At 43.7% G+C, this 24,913-nt stretch carries 11 protein-coding genes; 4 read left to right on the forward strand and 7 right to left on the reverse strand.

From position 1 onward, the window contains the following. Positions 1–99: 99 nt before the first annotated feature. A complete protein-coding gene (locus tag AB6D06_RS19340) occupies positions 100–1,074 on the reverse strand; it encodes a porin (protein ID WP_017064330.1) in 975 nt (324 codons plus the stop codon). A gap of 376 nt (positions 1,075–1,450) precedes the next feature. Between AB6D06_RS19340 and AB6D06_RS19345 the strand changes: the two genes are divergently transcribed. Beyond that, positions 1,451–2,467 carry a succinylglutamate desuccinylase/aspartoacylase family protein gene (locus AB6D06_RS19345; RefSeq protein ID WP_372111451.1) on the forward strand — a complete coding sequence of 339 codons (1,017 nt, stop codon included), beginning with the start codon at positions 1,451–1,453 and terminating at the stop codon, positions 2,465–2,467. 314 nt (positions 2,468–2,781) lie between these two features. Here the strand turns inward: AB6D06_RS19345 and AB6D06_RS19350 are convergent, their stop codons facing one another. The 4 genes from AB6D06_RS19350 to AB6D06_RS19365 all read right to left on the reverse strand — a co-directional run bounded on the left by AB6D06_RS19350 (position 2,782) and on the right by AB6D06_RS19365 (position 7,425). Further along, a complete protein-coding gene (locus AB6D06_RS19350) occupies positions 2,782–3,501 on the reverse strand; it encodes a DsbA family protein (protein WP_372111454.1) in 720 nt (239 codons plus the stop codon). A gap of 127 nt (positions 3,502–3,628) precedes the next feature. Beyond that, entirely contained in the window at positions 3,629–4,198 is a 570-nt protein-coding gene (locus AB6D06_RS19355; RefSeq protein WP_372111457.1) for a protein disulfide oxidoreductase, read from the reverse strand. 3 nt (positions 4,199–4,201) lie between these two features. Continuing rightward, positions 4,202–6,265, reverse strand: coding sequence for a protein-disulfide reductase DsbD family protein (locus AB6D06_RS19360; protein ID WP_372111489.1), 2,064 nt, complete (start codon positions 6,263–6,265; stop codon positions 4,202–4,204). 911 nt (positions 6,266–7,176) lie between these two features. Further along, complete coding sequence (locus tag AB6D06_RS19365) at positions 7,177–7,425, reverse strand: hypothetical protein (RefSeq protein ID WP_017062732.1); 249 nt, start codon at positions 7,423–7,425, stop codon at positions 7,177–7,179. Positions 7,426–7,676: 251 nt separating this feature from the next. On the opposite strand from AB6D06_RS19365, the gene AB6D06_RS19370 reads away from it, so the two are divergent. Continuing rightward, positions 7,677–9,281 (forward strand): mechanosensitive ion channel family protein, encoded by a 1,605-nt coding sequence (locus tag AB6D06_RS19370; protein ID WP_017064335.1) that lies wholly within the window; start codon positions 7,677–7,679, stop codon positions 9,279–9,281. A 204-nt stretch (positions 9,282–9,485) separates the two neighbouring features. Next, positions 9,486–10,319 carry a RecX family transcriptional regulator gene (locus AB6D06_RS19375; RefSeq protein ID WP_065583710.1) on the forward strand — a complete coding sequence of 278 codons (834 nt, stop codon included), beginning with the start codon at positions 9,486–9,488 and terminating at the stop codon, positions 10,317–10,319. A gap of 132 nt (positions 10,320–10,451) precedes the next feature. On the opposite strand, the gene AB6D06_RS19380 is transcribed toward AB6D06_RS19375, so the two are convergent. Beyond that, positions 10,452–11,189, reverse strand: coding sequence for a hypothetical protein (locus tag AB6D06_RS19380; RefSeq protein ID WP_102332665.1), 738 nt, complete (start codon positions 11,187–11,189; stop codon positions 10,452–10,454). A gap of 288 nt (positions 11,190–11,477) precedes the next feature. Then, on the reverse strand, positions 11,478–13,325 hold the full coding sequence (locus AB6D06_RS19385; protein WP_102427995.1) for a M3 family metallopeptidase: 1,848 nt from the start codon (positions 13,323–13,325) through the stop codon (positions 11,478–11,480). A gap of 254 nt (positions 13,326–13,579) precedes the next feature. Between AB6D06_RS19385 and AB6D06_RS19390 the strand changes: the two genes are divergently transcribed. Then, on the forward strand, positions 13,580–24,880 hold the full coding sequence (locus tag AB6D06_RS19390; protein WP_372111462.1) for an Ig-like domain-containing protein: 11,301 nt from the start codon (positions 13,580–13,582) through the stop codon (positions 24,878–24,880). The last annotated feature ends 33 nt before the right edge of the window (positions 24,881–24,913 follow it).

The raw sequence follows: 24,913 nt of genomic DNA on the forward strand, positions 1-24,913 counted from the left end.
ACAGCTCTGAAGGATCCTTCAACCGATCGCTTTGGCTTTAACTGATCGGCATTAGAGCTATTGCCCAACCTTTTAGTCTGTATCTAAAGTCGATTTAGATTAGAAGTCGTAACGGATGCCCGCTTGTAGTTGGTCATCTTTATTGTCTCGCTGTTCAAACTTGTAACCAGCATATGTGCGAATGTGGCCGTTAAACTTGTACACCGCTTCAATAGCAAAGTTATTTGCTTCTTCGTCAGCCGCTTTATCGAACTCGCCGTAGTTGTATACGCCAATTAGTGATAGCTGTTTAGTTGCTTTGAAGATAGCTGAAAGCTCGTAGCCTGTGTAATCTTTATCTGCAACTGAAGCCATTGTGTATAGACCACCAACCGTAAACGCATCCATAGAAAATTGAGCTACAAGGTTGATTTGATCGTCATCGAAGTTACCATTCTTTTGAGAAACATAACCCGCACCAAGGTCAAAAGCGCCTAGGTTATACATAGCAGCAAGGCCAAAACTATCTGCATCTTTTTCATTTGCAGCGATGTAGTTAGCTTGTACCGTCAACGCGTCAAACTCGCCAGAGTAAAGGAAGTTATTCTCACGCTTATCTTTGTTGCCATCAACGGCATCAGCAGCATCTGCACCAAATGTTGCCATTGTATCTGTAATGTCAGTCAGCATTACCTGTGAAGAATCTTGCTTACCGTATGAGAACTCACCGAATTTGGTTCCTAAACCTGCGTAGTAGTAGCGATTGGTAAGAGATTCATTTTCAATTTTTACAGTATTGCCACTTCCGTCTTCGAACTCTGTTGTTGATGCGCTAGTGAACTCTGCTTCATACTTACCGAATCCATATAAACCGTCAGAAAGTTCAGATTTACCTGAAATATTCACACGAGCTCGTGACTTGTCTTTGAAAGAACTGTCAGATGCGCTTTCGTTGTTGTCAGATACGTTGAAACGAGCCTCCGCACGACCGCCAATTTTAAGTTCTGTACCATCAGAGCTGTAAACTGTTGCTGCTAGAGAAGAACCTGAAACTAGTGCCGCTACCACTGCAGAAGCTAGAACTGCCTTTTTCATAATCACTTACCTTGTATTTTAAAATCCGTGAGCAATGTGCTCTCCGTTTCGATATGAAGCTAATTTAGAGCAGCTAAATTAAGCTTTCATTTCTATAAAATTACATTTTCGTGAATAGGGAACTTTTTAAGTGTTGATTTTATTGCACTTTCATTTCAATAGACTGAGTGGTTTGTGAATGGTTATATAACTTATCGGTTCTTAAGTGCAGACTTTCACAAGCTTTTATTTAGGGGAAGTGATGATGATATGCGTGAGTATTATGGGAAAGTCAGAGCTTGTTCATCTTATTAACTGTTTGTACTGATTAAGATATCCTCTATGATGCAAAAACTTAGAAGAGAATAGATTTTGCTCAACAAGATGGAGACGTTGGATGAAAACAGAGTACTTAGGCGATGTTTTACAAGGTAGGCAGGTTATTGGCTCCTTGAATGTTGAAGACCTACCCGTTGGAGAGCACCAGTTTTGGTTTCAAGTCACCAGTGATGGGCTAGGGCAACCTAAGAACATGCCGGTTTCTGTTTTCAAAGGCAGTCAAGAAGGTCCTAAGTTGATGATCACCGCCGGTATTCACGGTGATGAGCTAAACGGAGTGTTGGCTGCACAGCAAATTATCAGGGACTTAGTCGGTAAAACGCTCAAAGGTACGGTAACGATTGTGCCTACTGTGAATTTGTCTGGCTTGCTGAACCATAGCCGTGATTTTATCTCTTCGGATCCGGGCTCTTGCCCTGCCAACCTTAATCGACTCTTTCCGGGTGATGCGAATGGCCTAGCTGCGGAACGCTTTGTTGCGTCTTTGTGGGAGCGTTTGCTTAAGCATAATGCCACCTTCGCCGTTGATCTCCACACTCAAACTCGTGGCGCAGTCTACCCACTTTATGTATTTTCTGATTACCGCATAGAACAATGTTTGGAGATGGCGAGGTTGATGCAGCCCGATTGTGTTCTGAATGACCCAGGCGATCCAGGTATCTTAGAAACGGTTTGGAATCGAAGTGGAATTCCGAGCATCACGGTGGAAGTGGGTATGGGGAAATTTACTCAGCCTGACATGATTCAACGTGCGGTAGACGGTGTTTTTAACATGCTGTCTTATTATGAAATGTTCGAAATTAACCTAAATAACCCAGACAAAATGCAACTGCCAAGTATGGATTGGATAGAGGGTAATGATGTGGTTTCTATCCGCGCTGATATTGGTGGTTTTGTATTGCCGCAGGTTGAGCTTCTGCAGAGCGTAGAACAAGATGATTTATTGGCTATTCAATATGACGCTTTTGGTAATGAGTGTCGCCGTTATCACGCGCCGTCTGCTGGACGTGTCCTTAGCTACAACGTGGATGCGTTAAGGGAGCCGGGTGCGCTTGTTTGTCGCTTGCTAAGTTAGGCTTAGTCGGTTGGACGTTTCTGTGCTAATACACTGTGTTGCTATCTAAAACACGTAAAAAAAAGACCGAGCTAGGCTCGGTCAAAGGACAGTTGTCTAGAGTAAGCACGTCTTGGACTCATCGAGAGAACTGTTTTTAGAGTAGCGAGGCTAGATTAAGAATCCATTGCAAGATAGTGACACTTCGACTGCTTTTCTATTTCAAAAATAATATTGAAAACATTATCTTAAACTCATCAAAAAGCCGACTGCGAGTTACGCGAGTCGGCTTTTTATTACTTCTCTTTCGAATTTTTATCTCTAACTACACTCGATTAAAAAGCGTCGTCCACGATCTCTTTTAATCGGTCGTAAGGCACGTATCCCGGTAAGACCTGCCCGTTCATCATTAATGTTGGTGTGCCAGTTAAACCCAATGCGCTAAAGGTTTGGTGGTTGGTCATTAGCGTGTTGCTTTGTTCTGTGGTGGTGTCTAGTTGTGCCTCTGTTCCCGTCTTCTTGGCTACAGCTTGCAGTGACGATTTTGTGTGGCTACCGCTTTTCGCCATTAATAGTCGGTCTACTTCTGGGAACGCTTCTGGATTATCTTTCCATACTTTCATCGCGTATAGCGCTGCGTTGGTGTTTAGACCCGAAACCTGTTGCTGCTTAAATGATAGGTAGACATTGATGACCTTAATGTCGCTATTTTCAGAGGCCAGTTGAGTTAACCCTTTTTCTAAGCGCTTACAGAAAGGACAGTTGTAGTCGGTAAAATTAACGATGACCGATTTGCCATCTGGATTGCCAAGGATCGGGTGAGCGTCATTGTTGTATAACCAATCATGGCTTTCCGCTTGGGCTTTCTTCGCTTGCTCTTGACCTGCTACGTACTGCTCTAAACTGGTATGCAATCCAGAGATCGTAGAAGGGTTATCTTTCAGGAATTGATTAATTTCTTCAAGTTGTTGAGTTTGTTCTTTGTTTAATTCTGCGAAGGCATTAGTACTCAGTAGTGAGCCTAAAATCAGTGCGCTTATCAGATGCTTTTTCATATTGTCTTTTCTCTAATTCGTGATAATCGTGAGCGCTTATTGGGTTGCGCTCACATTAATATTGTTTGTTAAACTGGCTGAGTCGGTTTATTCACTTAGCTTTGCTCTGTTTTTCTTTGTGAGCGAGTTAGGCAAAGTAGGTTCTTAACCACAGCCCTATAGGAGAAGTAACGCCTGTTGCGATACTGCTGATCTTTCCGTCTTTGATGATGACGATGCTTGGAGTGACATTAACGCCCCAACTTCTGCTGATTGATCCAGAAAGATCATTGATAACAGGGAAGTCATACTCTTTTGCATCCAAGTAGCGCTGGACACGTTCGTCTGAACCAGATGACAGAGCGACCGAAATCACCTGATGGGAATCACTGAAGCTATTGACGGTTGGGCTTACAAATTTGCAGGCGCCACACCAAGTCGCCCAAAAATAGACAATGACTGGCTTACCATTTTTGCTTAGCTCGATAACATCAATATCTTCGCCTTGGAGCGATTGACCCACAATTGGAATCGCGTCGCCCTGAGGCATGCTCCTGCTGTGATAAAAGTCCATCGCAAATGAAACCACGCCAACGATCAATATCATTGAAACCAGTTCCTTTCCCCACTTCTTAAGACGACTTGGCTTTTTGGTATCACCCTTTACAGCGCTGTCTTCAGTCGTGCTAGATTTATCTTTATTGTTGGGAGTCTTCATCTATTATCTCGCAGCGTCGATGGCTTGAACGACAGTGTCACTGTCGAGAATGACAGGCAGTGGAATACCGCTTCTATAGCTTGGGCCGTAGACGATATTAAATGGCACACCAAATCGACCATTACTTTGTAGGTATTGAGTGACGCTTTCACTTGGTGTTGTCCAATCGCCTTTCATCAAAACAATGTCTTCTTGCTGCAGGTGGCTGTAGACAGGGTCTTGGAGAATGACGCCGATCTTGTTGGCCTTACAGGTAATACACCACTCAGCGGTCACATCGACAAATACCGTTTTGTCTTGCTCAACCAATTGAGGGATTTGTTTTGCATCTAGCTTTTGCCAATCGAGATCGTCAACAATCGGTGTCGCCCAGTTATCAGCGGTGACACTACCGACGATCAATGCAGCACCAAACACCAAGGTTGTGGTTGCGACGATAGGAATAAGTACCTTGCGGCCCAACTTACGGCCAATCCAAATCAATACTGTAATCACGATAAACAGTGACAACAGGATCGTCGGGAATTTACCAATGAATGGGCTCATTAGGCTTGCTAACCATAGACTGGTAATGAACATCATTAAGCCAAATACCAGCTTAACTCTGAACATCCATGCCCCAGGTTTTGGAAGCAGTTTTGTAAGACTCGGGAACAGCGCGAAAATCAACCAAGGTGCACTCATACCGATGCCGAGTGCGATAAAGATAGCCCACAACTCTTGGTAGCTTGCCCCAAGTGCATAAGCAACTGCGGTCCCTAAGAACGGAGCACTACACGGCGTTGCCAACAGCGTCGCAAACATGCCTTGAATAAAGTGGCCTGAATGTGAGTCATCGCCTTTGGTTGCCATCCAAGTGTTTAAACCTGATGGTAGTCTGAATTCGAATAACCCAAGTAGATTAATCGAGAACAGCAAAGTGATGATCAGCATGAACCCGATGAACCAAACATTTTGGAACTGGATTCCCCAACCAATCGCATTGCCACCCATTTTTAGAACGGTCATGCCAAGGGCTAGGAGTGCAAATGATGTAATGACACCTGACGCAGAAGCTAAGAATGAGAGTCGGATATGACGATTAGATGCGCCTTGGTTTTGAATGATGCTGTTTAGCTTCATTCCTAATACAGGCAGCACACACGGCATAATATTGAGGATTAAACCACCAATCAAAGCAAAGCCGATCATTGCAAGAAAACCGTTGTTACTTGCTTGATAAGCAATAGGTTTTGAGCCGACTTGAGCCGTCATTTCTTCGGCAAAATTAGTGTCTGAAACGGTGACACTAACGGTGCGATCCGTTAAGTCGACTTCGCCTATCCAGTTGCTGACGTCAAATACCGCGGTCATCGTATTGCCGGTGATGTGGACGCTTGGTTGAGCAAAGAAATCATCGATGACTTCTTTGCCATCGATCAACACCATCGGCTTATCCCAGCCTTCGTTACTGTTTAGTTGAGTGACCAGTTGTTGCTTGCTTTTGTCCCAAAATAGACCGTTCACTGAAGTCCGGTTCGCTTCTCTTGGAGATTGGCTCATGCCTTGGTTGAACAAGAACATCGCTTCTTCATCGAACTGCAATTGCTGCGTGTCGATAGGGAGTTCGATGTCATAGTCAGTCAAAACACAAATATTGGTGCACGACGGGAACGAGAGAGAAGCCTTAAATACAGCAGGTTGCGTTTTGTCTTTCAACGTTAGGGTGACAGGAAAGCTTACGTGCTTTTTGTAACCTAACGTCATCACGTCAAGTTGTTCATAGTATTTAGGGATCGGCCAATGCCAATCTACAGACTCTATATTAGTTGAATCAGACCAGTCCCAGCCTGGCGGAATGCCACCTTCACCTGGGCTGCGCCAATAGGTTTTCCAGTCACCGTCGAGTGTAACGTCCAATACAGTTTGAACGGTACCGCCGTTATCCGACTGTTCACCCGTCGACATCATTCGCATCTTAACTGGCGGATGCTCAGGCACGCTTATCCAGCCCGTGGTTTGAGCCAGGGCGGTAAATGACGTCATGACTAAGATTGCAGTGACGAAAGCTTTTGCGCATGTGCGCATGCAGAATGCCAACGAATCGACAAACTTAGTTAGTAGTGTGTTGTACACAAATGTATCTCCAAAAAATAAATAAAAGGGTGTAGTAGCCCGGTTATTTACTCTCTAAATATACAGTGCTTTAGATGCAATCGGTGTTTTGTCGGTCGAGTAGAGCGATGATTGTCTCCGGATAATCTCGAGATGTGCGGAGATAAGTTAAACGCAACAGCAATAATAAGTACGAATGGGATCAGCCAGCCGGTTTTTGGGGCGGCAAAGGTCAGCATTTTTGAACTTAGGCTGCATGAACTTGAATTGGGGGACGTTAACATTTTTGAGGCTTCTAAGCCGAAAACACTGGCGTATAGAGTGGCCATTTTTTCTGAAGAAGCGATGTCGGTTTGAGGGTTACTGGTTTCTGTATGAGTTTGTGCGCCAACTAGGACTGATTGACCATTAGCGGATGCAGATAACGATACTTTCTTTACGGCCAGAGTGCTCGCCAGACAAGTTACGATAACCAGTCCGGTAAGGAAGAGCGCCCAAAGCGAATGCTTTTGTCGGCGGTTCTTTGTGGATAAGAAAAGTAGTGATGTGTTCAGCAAATTAGTCAGTAATCAAATTTGTTATTAGTTAAAGCCAGCTCATTGAATTGTGGCTAGCTTAGATAAGTTCTCTTCGCGCCACAAGTCATAAAATGGTTAAAGTGAAACTATGTATAAACGCGGAAAACGGCAGGTACACGATAAACGACGCATAAACACCAATTCACGCGAATACGACCTTGAGTTCTAGCTAAAGTTCACAACAACTGAAAGTTATCGCTAATTATTCTGTATCGAGTGGTCTAACCAAGATGAGGCGATACAAAAAAGCCCAACAGACCGTCAGTGAATGTGTTGGGCTTTAATCATTGGTGCTATTGGAAAGGCTTAGTGAGTGCGGCGAGGGCCGTTACGTACCAAGTCTTTACCGTTATCAAACACTTCTTTGGTGATCCAGCGAGCAAGCAGAACTTTGTGACTGCTGTTGAATACAGCAACGAAGTGACGACCATCTGAATTATTGGTTGCCATGCCTACACCTTCAACGCCTTCAAGGCCTAAACCGCCAGCTTCCACTGAAATTAGGAATTGCTCTAGTTCTTCTAGAGACTCAATAATATCAAGTTCGTTGTTCATTTTTATGCTCTCTTGCTGTGAGCCAACATCGTATTTAGGGCGCTTTAGTGCTGTGCTCGAATGAAGATATTGGCTGTTGTTCTTTGTTGGATGCGTACTCTACAGGTCATAAGAGGGGATTGGAACTCTCAAATATTAGAAGCAGGCTGATAATTTGCGAATTTTTAACATAACATACGTTTAAATGCTTGTTATCCATATTCTTTTTACTACTATTTATAGGGTCAATTTAGACAGTGATAGGAATTAATATGATGAAGGTTTGGCGTTGTCTATTGTTAATGTTGGCGTTTGTCGCATTTGGAAGTTATGCGCAGAGCGTTGAGAAAATCGCAGAAGTACAAGATCAGTTAATGCTCGATCTAGCAACATTAGAAACGGCGCATGATGCTGAAAAACCCTTTCTTGAAGATATCTTAAGGCGTAAGAATCAGGGCCTACGCGAAGAGATTTTTTCACAGCTATCGTCAGATAAAAAAGAGGGGCTGGATGTCACTCTTGCTCAGCAGGTCGAACTGCTACAAAAATTGCTGTCGTTGAATGAAACTAAAATCGTTTCAATGAGTAAAGAAAACCGTTCAGCTGAAGGTGACGCTAAAAAACGCCTTGAATTGCGTATTCAAAAACGAATCGGAATGATGGATGTCTATTATCAGCAGCTTGCTAAGACCTTAAATTGGTCGAAAGAGCGTGGTGTTGATGTTGCTGTTCCTGAAGGTGAGCTCAAAACGGCACTTGTTTCTCGTTCTCAATATCTTACTAATGCAATTCTATACACGGATACACAACGTCAAGATTTAGAACGCCGGTTATCTTATGTAAGTGAAGAAGAGAAAGCGACGATTAAAACTGAGCTTGAACGCTTCAGTGAGCGAACTAGCGTTATGGTCGCGAGCTTAGAAGAAACCATCACGCTAATGGAACCGTTTGGCGTGGATGTGACTTCGTACAAACGTGTTTTGCTAGCGACGACAGGTGACATTAACGCCGATGTGTTGGATGTTGATGTTGCACTGGAGCTGTTGGATGGTTGGCTTCGTTCGTTCAGTTCATGGGCTTTTGAAAATACCCCTTCTTTTATCGTTAAACTTGCTCTGTTTCTCGGTATTTTGTATGTAACTCGCCTTATTGCTAACGTGGCTCGCAAAACCGTTCGTAAGAGTGTTTCGCACTCTAAAATGGACTTCAGTGTATTGATGCAGGACTTCTTTGTATCCATCGCATCTAAAGCGGTCGTGTTTATTGGTTTGCTTATCGCACTGTCTCAAATAGGGATAGAGCTAGCACCTCTTCTTACTGGTTTCGGTGTAGCCGGTGTCATCATTGGTTTCGCATTGCAAGACACACTATCTAACTTTGCATCGGGTTTGATGATCTTGATCTACCGTCCTTATGACGTCGGTGACATGGTTAAAGTGGCAGGCGTGCAAGGCACGGTAAAAGACATGAGCTTAGTATCGACGACTGTTCAAACCATTGATAACCAACGCTTGGTGATCCCAAACAACAAGATTTGGGGTGACGTGATCAACAACATCACGGCAGAACGTGTAAGACGTGTTGATATGGTTTTCGGTATTGGTTATTCAGATGATATCGATAAAGCGAAAGCGGTATTGAACGACATCATTCTTGCACACCCTCTAGTGTTGAAAAAACCAGAGCATATGATCAAGCTTCATACCTTGAATACGTCTTCTGTTGATTTCGTAGTACGACCTTGGGTTAAGACTGATGACTATTGGGATGTGTACTGGGATGTAACGGAAACCGTGAAGAAACGCTTCGATGAAGAAGGCATCACGATTCCATTCCCTCAACGAGATGTACATATTTACAATCACGAAGAGAACTAAACGAAAGATCTAGTATGAAAAGCTATTACGAAAAAGCTAAGCATGGCTTAGAGCCATCATTCTTAATGTGATATCAAATGGACGCTGAACAAGCGTCCATTTTTATTGGCTGCCGTTTATATTGAGCTTCATTCTTTTATGTCACTCAACCGCCTTAGAATTACGTTATGATGGGGTAGGCTTAGTTTGGACAGTTGAAATCGAATGGATGATTCACAGAAAAAAACGAATACTAGAAATACACCTGTAAGAAAAGCGACCCGAATCGAAAGCGTCATGAACTCTGCGATGTGGCATTTAACTCAGCGAGATATGACGGAAAGCGAGTTGGTTGCGAAGCTCAAAGTGAAAACCGACAATCAAGAATGGATCGATGAAACTCTAGGGACACTGAAAGGCTTCGGGTATCTCAAGTCTGACCAAGTGTTTGCTGAACAATTCGTGGAACAAGCTTTTTCTGGTGAATTCGGTTCTCGATATATTGTCGAAAAATTGAAGAAGAAAGGCCTGACCGATTCAGTGATTTCTGATGCAATCCATAAGGTGTCTTTCGAAAAGTCTATTGATGAACAGACCATCCTGATAGACCGCATCAACCATTACTATACAAGTTTTACCATGAGCCGTGAAAAGCTTGTCGCGACCCTGCAAAAGCGTGGCTTTAGCTATCAACAAGTTAAGGTAGCGATTGACCAGCACCCACAAGCGCATCAACTGAAAAGTAACATTCAAATTAAGGCCGAGAAAGCCGACTTGGAAAAAGAGGTGCTCAAGTACGCTCGTAAAGGCAAGGGACTGACTGCCATTCAGCAAGAACTTAGACAACGACAAATCGACACAAGTGAACTGTCATCGCTCATCGACCGATTGATTAATGAAGAGCAGCTAGATTTCTATTCTTCGTGTTTAGAACAGTTGCAGAAGAAGCCTTATGACCTAAACGATCATAAAGAACGCTCTAAGGCTTACGCGATGCTAAGTCGAAAGGGGTTCTCTTCTGACGAGATCAAATTTGCATTGAGTGAAGATAACGAATAACTAAGCCGGAAAAATTTCCTATTGTAGTATGTTGGTTTGTCCTAAGTAACTATTGGACAAAAACGTTTTAGGTGTACTGCTCTAAACCGTTTCGTTCAGATTAGAAAAAGTCCTTGAAACCTTAAACGCTTGTTATGCGATTGGACACTTTTTCAGAGATCTAGCAAAGTAAAACTCTTTTGCACTTTCGATACTTTGCTTATTTACTGCTGCAACATCAGAGTAATTAAGGAAACTGTCTGGAGTATTAGCTGCAAACGCAAACTTAGGAGAGATAGGCATTAAAAAAAGATCATGATAGCTGTCCGCACATAAGAATTGACCTTTGCTTGCTTGGAGCAAGCCCCACTTTACATCTTTAAAGTCGAGCATGTGTTGGTCGATTCCAGATTGGATTAGATGCCCCGTCAATTGTCTCGCTGGAATTTCACCCTCTGAATTCACAAATCCTGCACGCTTAACCTCAATGATTTCCTGTTGCTCCTTAGTTAAACGAAGGCCGGGCACACCACTAAGTTTTGCGTTTGACAAACGATTTAGATGAGCCTGATGACGTAAACGCCATAAGACAAAATATTTAGATATTGCATGGTGGTTTCTTTCTTTTGAAATACCAAGGTTATCGATTTGCTCATGATAACCATGCTCAATATCTACCATGTAACCACGCTCAGCACGCTCATCCCAATTGCGCTTAGTACAAAATATTTTCGCTCGCTTGTTCCGAGGGAAGGTTAGAGAAGTTGACTTCTCAAATACTTCAACATTGTCGGTATGGTTATAAAATTTACCTATTGAATGCGCTGTATGAAAATGCTGTTCAATTGTAATTCCTAGTGGATTTCTCTTTCTAGGTCTTTCGTATTCCATGGTTCCCTCTTGAATCGCATAACGCTTTATAGACGGACTTTTTCCGTCTATGTTGCTGCTATTTGTTATGAAACTCAAATGTTATCAATCTGTTGTGTGAATTTGTGTATATTTACAGGGGTGAATTACGGAAAAACTCCGTATATGAGACTAAAGTACGGATTAGATTAACTTGGTCTTTTGATGTAATGGCTAGATCGTCCACTCATTTGGTCTGAGAAGCTTTGGGGCAAAAATGAGTTATGTCACTACTCATTTTTGCCTTTTTCATTAGCATTAAAACTCAATCTATCGACCGTATTGCCCAACAATGAATTTCTCAAACTCATCACACATCTGATGATTTGATTTGTCATTATTCGCCAACTCGGTAGCCCCATCAACGATCGATATCTTCGCATTCAAATCAGAGACTGGTGCACGTTCTCTTGTCGACAGTTGTTTGATTTTTTGCTCCTCAATCGCCCAAGCTTCCTCTGGCGATAAGTTACACTCGTCAGCAAGGTATTTGGCATTGAAACCTTCTCCAGTCAGGCTCTCTATCGTTCCATTGTGATTAACGCTATTGCCTTTATACCAATAGTGCTTAGCTAACAAAGGGCCGATCTCTGGGTTATCCGTTAAGTAGCCAAACTTATCAGTGAAATACGCACGAGTTTGATACACCGCCATATGAGCCAGCAGGTAGCCTTGATACGCGCAAGATGCTTCATCCGACAATAGATGCGGGATCGCCATTAATGGGCGAGGGCTACAAGCTAATCCAAGAATCGTTTTCTCACTGCTACGAGCCAGAGCAGTGATCTTTTCAGGTGTCAGATCTTCATCCGCCAATTCGTAAAGTGCTCGCTCGAAATACGGAACCACTAAAATGCTGCGCTCTTGATAAGCTCTGAAGGGCTGTTTGTTATCGATGATTGCTTTGATTAACTCGTCAGGTACTGCTTGGCCATCTGCATTAAGCGCGTATTGTTTGAGCCAATCGGCATCATTCAACAGGCTATCACAGAACATAGACTGAGTTTCCGCGTAAGCCATCGAGGTCGGTGCAAACTCTTGAGAGAAGCACGGCGCGTTCATTTTCACGTTGGCAAAGTGAGCAGCGTGACCACCTTCGTGGAACAAGGTGTTAATCCCATCATAACCACTGCCTACCTGATCGGGCTTAGCATTACTCGTGAAGTTGACTTGAGCTGGCACCCAAGTGTCTTGGTCATAGAAAGAAGGAATAGGCCCGTGACAGAAACCATTAGGGTATTTACCTTTGCGATCAAGCAGATCCAATTTTAATGTCGCTTGAGAGTATTCGATATTCAGGCGGCCAAAAGATTCAATCCAGCGTCGAAGTGACTTTGAGAATGGAACATAAGGATCAAGATCATTCATAACGTCACCTGCAAAAGAGTAGGTAAAGTTATGGGCTTGAAGTGCATTCTCGCCTTTCTGTTCTGCCAAATTGGCTAGGCTTTGCTGATGGCTATCGCGTGTACGTGCTTCGAAGTCATCCAGAATCGTAAACAGTTGTTCTGTCGTCATCTGTTCGGTTTTCAGCACTGAGTAATCAAAGAAGGTTTTAAACCCCAGTGATTGAGCAAATTGGTTACGTTTTTTGATCAGCTCAATAAAGCCGTTAGCCAGCAGCCATTGCTCTAAATCTAATAATGCTTGATGTGCAGAAAGCCTAACTTGTTCATTACCATTACTTCTAACGGCTGAACCTAAAACGGGCAGTGACCCTTCTGTTTCATCACCAGTTTCATTTACGTAAGTCATCACATGATTTTGTTTTTTCTCAAACAGTTCAGCCTCAAACTTTATGAGATCGGCTTTAAGCTTCTGTGACTGCTCAGACTCAATAGCATGAGATCTAAAGGTCGCTAACCAACCATTCAAGCCTGTCAGTGTACTCTCTTTTTCGAGGGGATCTTGAATTTCATCGATAACAGCGAGTTGCGTTTCGATAGCAGTAATCTGTTCGGCAGAGCTAAGAAATTCCGTCCACTGAGTCTGCGCGAGTGTCGAACCATCGTGGTCGTCACTGATCCCCATATATGTATCCCAAAAGAAGTCTTCTTTCGCTTTATGAGTCGCAAGATACTTTTGATTCAATTGGTTGAGATAGTTCGTTGCAGTCATGACATTCCTTGAAAATTAACCAGTAATTTCAACATTATGACACATTCATTGAATGTATTTTGTGATGATAGATATAACTGAATGCAAGTCACAGCCTATCGGTTTACTTTACAGCGTATTAGTGATAATTAATTAACTGTTAATGGTTTGTTGTTTGCTAGTATTAATTTGAAATAGTTCGCTGATTTCTCCAGCCTTTTATTGAGTAAATGGATGTACTCAAGGTCAGCGCTTTTGTAAGGAAGAGGTTTAGGATGGATCCTATTTTATATATCGAAGTTGGTGGTGTTGTTTGGCAAGTCTTCCCTGATGGTACTTGGCTTCAATTACCTGCTACGCAGCCAAAAGTTGAAGGCGTGCAAGTCGTCAGCATTGAACCTCAGAATTTACAAGAGGCTCAGCCCTTAACTGAGCCACAAATAGACGCAGTTGAACAACAGTTGGAAAAGGTGGTCACCGAACTCGTTAACAACATTCAAAGCGCACCTCAACAGCCTAACTCAGTAAATGACCAACCTAGTTCCAGTGCCTCTTTTATTGCTTATGTTCGTTCCACCTTAGATGAAACGCTTGCAGAGGCGGGTTTTGATACGCGTCCTACAGAATATGTCGACGAAGATACAACCTCGAATGAGGGTAACCTTGATATTTTGTTACCTAGTGCACTCTTAACCGTTGATATTTTAGATGGTGGTGACGGTTACGAAAACCAGTTTGAAGTACCAGGTGTCACGATTACGGGCACGGCTGTGGATGTTCGAGACGGGCGTACCATTGTTCTGACCATCACTGATGTTAACGGAAACACAGTAACCACCACAGCCATCACAAACGATGAAACGTATGTCGTCAATGGGGTCGACCTTTCTTCATTGGAAGAGGGTGATCTCCAAGTCGACGCGGTCATTGCTGATGATTTTGGCAATAGCATTACAGCTAACGATTCCACAATCAAAGACACATTAGCCAACATTGAGGTTGACTTCGATGGCTTTGGTGATGAGTTTTATAACAAGTTTGAAGTAGAGAATGGCGCATTAGTTGGTACTGTAGTCAATGTTGAAGATGGACAGACTATTTCAATAACGATTACAGACAGTAACGGCTTATCTGTGAGTTACTCAACGGTAGTCTCAGGAAATAGCTGGACGCTCGAAAACCAAGATTATTCCAATTTCGCCGAAGGTGAACTCACTGTTGTTGCAAGCACCATAGATATTGCCGGAAACCCTACCACAGCAACGGATACCATAGAAAAAGATACGATTGACCGGATTCTCGTTCGATTTGATGGATTTGGTGATAACTATTATAACGAAAATGAAGTTGGCAAAGGTGCTCTGATTGGAGCGATCTTCAATGTCGAAGACGGCCAAGCTATTGATATTAAGATTACAGATAGCAATGGTTTATCTGTTGACTATACCACAGTTGTTTCTGGTAATTTTTGGAGCCTGAAAGACCAAGATTATTCTGGCTTTGCCGAAGGTGAGTTGACGGTTGTTGCAAGCACGACTGATGTTGCAGGCAATACTATTTCTTCTACCGATACAATTATCAAAGACACGTTAGTGAACATTGGTGTTGATTTTTCTGCCTCTGATGATGAGTTTTATAACCAAGCTGAAGTCTCTAATGGAGCCTTGGTTGGTACTGTGGCAAATGTGGAAGATGGTCAAACTATATCCATTACGATCACCGATGTTAGTGGCAAATCGGTTGATTATTCCACGGTTGTGTCTGGAGGTACTTGGACTCTGACTGGCCAAGACTATTCAGGTTTTGCTGAAGGTGAGCTAACGGTTGAAGCAAGCGTTACGGACGTTGCGGGCAATACAGCAACATCTAGCGATACCATCGTCAAAGATACACTAGTTAGTATTGGCGTCGATTTCTCTGCATCGGATGATGAGTATTACAACTCAGCAGAAGTGAGCAATGGCGCATTGGCTGGAACGGTACTAAATGTTGAAGATGGGCAAACCATTTTCATTACTATTACGGATAGTGCTGGCACCTCGGTTGATTATTCCACGGTTGTGTCTGGTGGTACTTGGACTCTCACTGGTCAAGATTATTCAGCCTTTGCAGAAGGCACCTTGAAAGTAGAAGCGACGGTTACCGATGTCGCAGGAAATACTGCGACATCCAGTGACACAATAGTTAAAGACACGTTGGTTGATATAGACGTTGATTTTGATGGCTTTGGAGACGAGTTTTACAACCAAACCGAAGTAGATGCAGGTGCATTAGTCGGGAGTGTTGGAAATGTTGAAGACGGTCAGACAATTACCATTACGATAACCGATAGCTTAAATGTGTCTCAAGTTTATACAACAATCGTGTCAGGTGGCAATTGGACTCTTACGGGACAAGATTATTCTAGCTTTGCAGAAGGAGAATTAACTGTTGAAGCTAGTGTTACTGATAAAGCAGGTAATACCGCAGCATCTAGTGATACGATCGTTAAAGATACGTTAGCGGACATCAGTGTCGATTTTGATGGTTTTGTTGATGAATATTACAACTCTGCCGAGGTGAGTAATGGCGCACTGGTCGGCACGGTGACCAATGTTGAAGATGGTCAGGAAGTTTCCATCATTATCACCGATGTTGATGGCAAGTCAGAAAATTATACCGCGACAGTCACTGGTGGCGAATGGACTCTCACAGGTCAAGATTATTCAGCCTTCGCTGACGGCACTTTAACGGTAGAAGCCACCGTTACGGACGTTGCAGGCAATATTGCTACTTCTAGCGATACCATCGTCAAAGATACGTTAGCGGACATCAGTGTCGATTTTGATGGTTTTAGTGATGAATATTACAACTCAACAGAAGTAAGTAATGGGGCTTTGGTTGGTAGAGTCTCCAATGTGGAAGACGGCCAAACGATTTCAATTACTATCACAGACAGTGTTGGTACCTCGGTAGAGTATTCAACCACGGTTTCGGGGGGAAATTGGACTCTAACAGATCAGGACTATTCTGACTTTTCCGAAGGCACTTTGACGGTTGAAGCCACCGTTACCGACATTGCGGGCAATACAGCGACTTCCAGTGACACAATAGTCAAAGATACGTTAGCGGACATCAGTGTCAATTTTGATGGTTTTGGTGATGAATATTATAACTTAGCCGAAATTACTAATGGTGCCTTGGTCGGAACGGTCGCGGACGTTGAAGACGGTCAAACGATCACTATTACTATCACCGATAGCCTTAATGTCTCCCAAGTTTATACTACCACAGTAGCTGGCGGAAACTGGACGCTGACAGGTCAAGACTATTCGGGGTTTGCAGAAGGAATCTTAACCGTAGAGGCTAGCGTTACGGATGTTGCGGGCAATACTGTTACTTCTAGCGATATAATCGTTAAGGATACTCTGGCAAGTATCACAGCAAAATTCGATGATGCCGACAACATACTCAACACTGAAGAGGTTCAATCTGTTCGTCTACAAGGTGTTGTTCAAAATGTAGAAAATGGACAGCCTATTACCGTCACAGTTTCGGATAGCAATAATCAGTCTATCACGTTACAAACCGTAGTTGTTGCAGGGGCTTGGAGCATCGATGATGTCGATCTGTCTGCATTTGCGGATGGCAACATTACCGTAGAAGCAGTTACCGTTGATATTGCAGGTAATGAAACAACGGGCACAGACTCGACAGGAAAAATTGATACCGTCCCACCTGTTATCGATATTGATACCTTATCTGGTTTCAACATCTTAGATTTTCGTAGTGGTGATTTAACCACCATGCAGGGTACGACCGATGTTTCCGAAGGTTTACCTGTCTACATAGAGATCAATGATGGTACGCAAACGCTGACTTTTGAAGGTGTAGTTGATGCGTCCGGTGGCTGGCTAGTTGAGAATATTGATGTCTCTAGCTTAGACCCATCTACTGAGTGGATTATCGATGCGAGAGTTGTTAACTCGATTGGTAATGAAGTCAGTGATGACATGCCAAGTATTATACTGCCAGATTCAGTCTCATTTTCTGAAAGTACGGTTGGTATCTTTGGAGATCAAACCCAAGTCGCTGACATCAATATTCAGTTTGCTGATGAGTTTGCTTTTAGTGCAAACCAAGTCTCTGCTGAGGGAGTGACGTCTCAAGGTCAATCTATCGCTATTGAATTAGAGTCTGACGGTCAAGTGATCAAAGCAACACGAACCGATGGAACACTGGTTTTCGAAGCTAAGATTGTTGGAGATACCGTTGAAATCACTTTCTACCAAGCGGTTGACCAACAGGCTGGTGAAGAGTTACTTCAAACGGCGATCATTATCGAAGGTCTTCAGATTGATGATGATGGAACCACTGAGCTCGTTTTAGGCGAATTACCGATCACGATTCTAGATTCTGAACCTTTGCTGTTCGGCGAGTCTTACTCGATGGTTGAAGGTGAAACATCGTCAGGCAACGTTCTCAGTAATGACATTGACCTTGATACCGCACTGACGATTAGTAGCGTCGAAGTAGGGGGAATCAGTAAAGACATTTCAGGTGCAACTCCTGCGGTGTTTAATACCGGGGATGGGGTATTGACCGTATTTGCCAATGGACAGTGGACCTTTGAAGCAAATCGAAATCTAGATCATAACCAAGAACATACCGTTACCTTCAATTACGTTGCCGCTGACTCTAGTGGTGATTTTGGTTCTGCAACGGCGACCATTGATATCACTGATGGTGCGGCAGGACAGATATTGGATGATTCGAAAACGGTGACGGAAGTCGACGTGACCTCTGGTTCGCAAACCATCAATGCTCAATTTACGATATTAGGTGGTTCGGATAACCCAGACCCCGATTCTATACAATTTAGCTCAGAGACCGTCGCGCAACTAGAAGCATTAGGTATCACTTCGGGGGGCGATTCTACGGCACTTTCTTACACCCTCAGCGCTGACGGTCGTACTATTACAGCTAAGCAAGGTGACGATGATGTGTTCTCGTTTTCAATGACGACAACGGTCGACGGGAATAATGTACTTGCTGATATTGTGTTTGTGATTGAACACCCACTCGATCATGTTCTTACCAGTGATTTACTCACGATTCCGTTGAATATTATTGGTACAGATACTGATGGCACTGCTTTAGAAAACGGTCAAATATCATGGGTGGTAGAGGACGGTAATGATCCGAGTTTGGTTCTTGATTCAAATGCTTCAGTCAACGAGTCGGATCTAAGCAATGATCCTATCGGTGAAGTCAGTAGCACCGGAACCTTCAGTGTTGGGATTGGCAGTGATTACTTAGACAGTGTGTTCTTTGATCTAGCAGATCAACCTCAGCTCTTCAGCGGCGGTGAACAGATTTATTACACTGTTTCTGAGGATGGAACATTATTGACTGGCTACGCCGGACCAGTAGTGGGTGGCGATGTTGCCTTTACTGTGAGTTTTGCCGCGCCCGCATCCGGTGATGTAGACAGCAGTGTGGATTATGTCTTCACTCTTTATAAAGGCTTAGATCAAACCAATGGTACGGATTCTCTTCCTTTTACCGTTACTGCTCGCGATTCAGATAATGATGAAACCAAACTAGACCTTAACATCTCTATTACTGACGGTGGTGAACCGTTTATTGGAAGTGGAACTGTTGAACTATCTGAAACCCCTATCGCCAATACGACACCAGATAGTGTAAAACAAAGCGCAGTGGTAAATTTGGATATCACGGCATCGCATGATCCTATCGTTTATCTTGGTATTGATGTGACAAACGGTCAGGCGGTTTTAGATGGTGATGGGGAAGCCGTTACTCATAATGGTGAAGCTTTAACTTGGAGAGACAATGGTGACGGCAGTTTCGATGCGATATTAAGTAATGGCGATGTCATTATGCAGATTCGTCTACCTTCGGACTATTTCCTAGAAGCCAATGCCTCCGGTACAGTTGCCGTTGAGATTGATCTATATCGCTCTATTGACCATGGCACTGGGTTAAAAGATACCGAATTGAATATACCGACAACGGTTGTCGTTATTGATTCAGACGGTTCGCGATCCACTCAAGAGTCAGATATTAAAATATACGATGGTAAGGATCCTGCATTCTCGATTGTAGGCAGCATATCTGTCGATGAAGATGGACTCATTGGTGACAAGGAACAAACAGGGACTGAAGAACCAAGTCCATCGATAGCTATTATCCAAGGATCGGACGATATCGCATCCGTTTCAATCAACATCGATGCTTTTGATGCCCTCGGTTACAGCAGTGGCGGACGAGCGATATCTTTGCAAGAAGTGAATGCCGATGGCTGGTATTACGCTCAAGATACGTCGGGTAACGATATCTTCCGAATTCGTTTTAACAACGATGGCACTACAGAGTTCAATCTGTATGCGCCGCTCGATCATGCAACGGGTGATGGTGAAAACAACCTAGCTGTGAATTTTGAACTGGTTGTCACTGATGTCGATGGTGATAGCTCTGATCCGGCTATTTATGTTGTTAATGTTACGGATGCAGTGCCAACTTCTCGTTCTGGTTCCATTGAAATGGTGGAAGGCGATAATCTCAGCGGACAGTTCTTAACAGAAGAATTTGCTGGTGCGGATGGCGCCGTCATTGTTAGTTTTGACTATCGCGGTGATACCTACACTTTTACCGATGTAATTACGTCAATCGAGATTGATCTCATTAATGATTTTGATAATAGCGTCTACGGTCAGTTTACGCTTAACTCTGATGGCAGCTACCAACTGACTACTAATGCCAATGTATCAACTGACCCTACCGATCCTCGATTAATCGATGACATTGATTATTTGGTTCGCGATGCCGATGGTGATGAGGTCACGAGTACTGCTGAGCTTATTCTGGATGATAACGAAGGTTTTATTCGTTATGAAGATTCTGAAACCACAGAAGACAATGACGCGATTATCGTTGTAAGTGTGGCAACCGGCGATGTCGACCAAAGCGAAACCGTTACTGCTATCGAGTTCTCAGAAGCATCGCTAAACGGTGGTAGCTTGTACCTTGATGGGGTGTTGCTTCAAGTTGTAGACGGCAAGGTCACCTTGTCTGGAAGTCAATTGGCAGCGATTGATAGTCAGTTCACTGGGCCTAATGGACAGTTGACTTATCGACCAGCACTTCATGAATCGAATACGACCTCAACGGTTATTCTAGCGATCAACGCGATCATTAGTACTGACACGGTTCCAAAAGAGCTGACCGCAGATGTTTCTGTTTCTGTTTTACCCGTAGCGGATGCCCCGGATTGGTCCGATTCTGTATTTACATACCAATCCGTAGAAGACGACGCAGATCCAATTAAATTAGATATCACCGCTCAGTTGGTTGACCAAGATACATCTGAAGAACTGTCTTATACCATTAGCGGAATTCCAGACGGGTTGAATATCACCTTGAACGGTAGCGCCGTTAAAGAGGGTAAGGAATACACCCAGACCCAAATCGACAAAATGGAAATCAGAGCCGATGAAAATCTAGCGGGTCGATTCGAGTTTGAGATTACTGCGATTGCAACCGAAGCGGGAAACACCTTCGCTGACCCTGATGATAAAACTGCCGATATTGTTAATACCGTAGTTGTCGAGATTTCACCGGATGCGGATGCCCCAATTTTATCTGTCAAAGATTACAAAGGTCTGGAAGATGAAAGCATCTTCCTAAAGAACGTAATCAACGGTGCGTTGACTGATACCGATGGTTCTGAATCGTTAAGTTACCAAATTGAAGTACAAGACGGTTGGGTAATTCAAGGTGGATTGTTTGACTTAATTGGCCCTAATACTTATCTCGTGTCTGCTGAAGCGATAGAGAACGGTACTGCTTATTTAATACCAAAAGAAGACATCAGTTCATTTACGGAAGAGCTGTTTATTAAGGTGACTGCCGTTTCTTATGAATCGATAGTTGACTCGTTAGACCCTGTTAATGTGACCGCACTTAGCGATACCAAAACCATCAATATTTTCCTCAAAGGTGTCGTCGATGAGCCGATTGTTGTGGATGGTGGCAATGCGCACTGGGAATATGACAGCGATACAAAAATTATCAGCAATCAATCTGTCCTCAATGAAGATGGTTTGATTCGTCTCGATTTTGTAGTCCAAACCTCAGATGACGATGTTTCAGAAGAAATTAATATACTCCTGACCAATATTCCTGATGGCACCTTGCTGGTGGATTCACTGGGTGAGCCAGTGTCGTTAACCATCGCCTATATTGACGATGTAACAGGGCCAGTATTCCAGGTTTCTAACGCTCAACTGAATGATTTGTATCTCAAGCCAATTCCGGATTTTAGTGGCGAGCTAGAGCTAACTGTTATTGCTATCTCGACAGAGCCTGATGGCGATTCGGGTGAGTTCCCGATGACGTTGAAGGTAGAGTTAGCACCGATTGTCGATCAAGAAGATGGCCAAACGGTTAGTACTCAAGGTATTGAAGACAGCCAAATTGGATTGAATCTAGAGCCATCAGTGAATCAAGATGTTGATGGTAGTGAGTCTTTAACGGGTTATGTGATTGATAGCCTTCCTGCTGACCTGACTCTCTATTTCGATGGCAGTGTTATTGATGTGCCGGTTTCAGGGTTAGATTTAGAAAGTTTATTAGACTCTACGACGCCAACACTGTCCGAGCTTTTAAGTAGCGGAAGACTATCCGTCACCGCTACTGAAGATTTGAGCGGTACATTTTCGATCCCAATTACCTACGAAGTTACCGACACTTCGCCGACAGGCTCGACTGATGTAAAAGATATCTCGGGATCAATCAGTGTCACCGTCGATGCGAGGGTTGAGTCAGATACTCGTTTAGAAAGCTCTGGTCAGCTATACATCAGTGATGACGGCTCTCCAGTCAACGTGTCTGATGCCGTTACTTTTGTTGACGCTGATATGGATGGCTCAGAATACTTAGATTATATCTTGATCGATGTGCCTGATGGTTATTCGTTGATTATCGATCACCCGAACGGAGCCGCTCAAGATCTTTCAGGAAACTGGATTATCTCTGCGAACGGTCTTACGAGTGACTCTATCCAAGAGTTGGCGCAAGAAGTCTTGAGCGGTATGACGATCTCCAGCCCAAGCGATACTCCCGTTTTAGATATTGTGGTTCGTGCTCGTGTGATTGATGGCGAAGATTCGAAGTATATTGATACTTCATTCCAAATTCAGATCACTGGCCATGACGGCGGTGGCGGTACTTGTGACCCTGTTGGCCCACCAAGTCCCATTCAACCGGGTGGTGATATTAAGACTAATGAAGGCGAAGATATCGATTTAACGGGCTTGCTCAATACCAATGTAGCGAGTGACCCAGACAATACGATCTCTTTCTATATTCCTGCCGATTCGCTTCCTGAAGGCGTTGAGATTTCTGGAGATGGCGTTATTGCTGAATATGACGCGTCTGGCGAAATCGTTGGTTATTCGATCACTGCCGATGGCCTCTCGAAATTGACGTTAACTGGATTGGACGAAGACTTCGCTGGGTGTATTGATTTCACGATAGAGACGATTGAAACCTCGCCGTGTAATGGTGAGACTGTAACGACAGCTCAAACTATTAGTATTCAAGTCTTGCCTGTTGTGGATGACATCACCGTTGCCACGGATTCGACAACGATTCAAGAAGACATCGCCACGGATCTTAATCTTGAGCTTGTTCTTGGAGATAGCGTTGAAGACGGTCAGTTAATCACGGGTGAAGGCAATAGTGCTACTGGCAAGGAGACAGTTAACTCTCTGACCATCACAGTATCAAATGGTGTAACACTATCGGAGAGTCCTGCTGATACTGGCTTGTTGGTTGATAACGGCAATGGTACTTGGACGGTAACGGATCCTAGCCGCTTGAGTGATGTGTTGGTAACGCCACCTGAGCATTACAGTGGTGAAATTACCCTCACTGTGACAGCAAATATTACCGACAAAGCGGATTGCGTAACAGAAACGGATACGCAAGATAAAACGACTGTGGTGACTATCACCGTTGAGCCAGTCGCTGACGCGGCGAACTTGATAACAGAAGATATTATCGGAGACGAAGATAACTACATTTCATTGTCATCACTCAGCGCGGAGCTGATTGACCAAGATGGCTCTGAAAATATGTCCTTGGCATTGAAAGGAGTACCTGAAGGCGCGGTTGTTGCGATAAAGGTGGGCGACAGCTACGAATTAGTTCCTAACAATGGCGTCGATGGCGGTACCTTTGATGGTAACCCTACTTACGAGTGGCAGCTCGATCCAAGCCAGCTTGCCAACCTTGTAATTCTACCGCCGCGAGACTTTAGTGGCGATATTAATCTGTCTCTAGAAGCCATTACTCAAGAAATCGGCACCACAGAAATCCGCTATACCGAATCTGAATTTACCGTCGGTGTGAATCCTATTGGTGATAAAGTTGAGTTCTTCGATTTACCTGAACAGCTCACTGGAAGTGAAGATGATGGCATCGTGATTCCTCTTGATGCCAATAGCTTTGAAACTAACAGTGATGAGTTTTTAGCAATTACGGTAACAGTGAATGGAACTTCGGACCCATCAGGGTTAGTTGGGTTAGACCGAATTCGAATTGGATCAGAAACCAGTTCTTTCACCAGTGTTGGTGGCATCATACAGGCGACGATTCTCGTTAAAGCAAGTTCTGTTGATGAGCTTGAATTCTTTGCGGGCGATGCGTTTGGTAACCTCGATATTACGATTACCGGCCGAACGGTTGATCAAAATACGGTACTCGGTGAGTTAGTGGTCGACACGGGTGACCCGAGCTCACAAGACATGACGCTTATTATCACACCAGAGCCTGATGCACCGTTATTGAGCGTTGAATACTCTTCGATCGTGGCAGAAGCAAGTGGCACGATTCCTCTTGGTTTAGACCTTTCTCTTGTAAACCCTGCTGATTCAGAAGTGGGCTTCATTACAATTTATGATATTCCCGCAGGTTTGACGTTCTCACATGGCTCTATGGTCGATGGTCAATATGTTGTGGACTTGGCAGATGTACCGAATCTAGCGATTACGGGTGGCTATGATGGCGTTGACCCATTTGAAATTACCATCGAACCTTCTGCTGAAATAGGCAACAACCAAGCGGTAGGATTACCTCAAACGGTATCGGTTGAATTTGTTGTTGAAGGGGATTCTACGATTACCGCGACAGATGATAACGACCTGCTGATTGGCGGGACGGGCTCAGATAATTTTGTGTTCGCCTCTTCAGGCTTAGGGAGTGCAGAAGCACCAAGCTACGATGTGATTCAAGATTTTGATGCGTCTCCAGATACTGATGCAATTGACCTCTCGGGTATTTTGGGAAGCCTAGGGCTTAATACAGGGCTAGGGGCAACACAATATCTAGATTTAGAAGAATCTGGTGAAGGTGTGACCATTTCTATTAAACCTAATGGTGACGAAGACGTTCAACAAAACATCTTGCTAGCTGATGTCACGTACGACGATCTGTATCAAGGTGACAGTAGCAGTGCATTAGAAGCACAAATTTTACAAAAAATGATAGAAGACAATAATTTAACGCTGTAAGTTAGATGTACAGTCTATAAAAGGAAGTTTAGA

This window comes from Vibrio sp. 10N.239.311.G01 (assembly GCF_041465805.1).
GTDB classification, from domain to species: Bacteria; Pseudomonadota; Gammaproteobacteria; order Enterobacterales; family Vibrionaceae; genus Vibrio; species Vibrio crassostreae_C.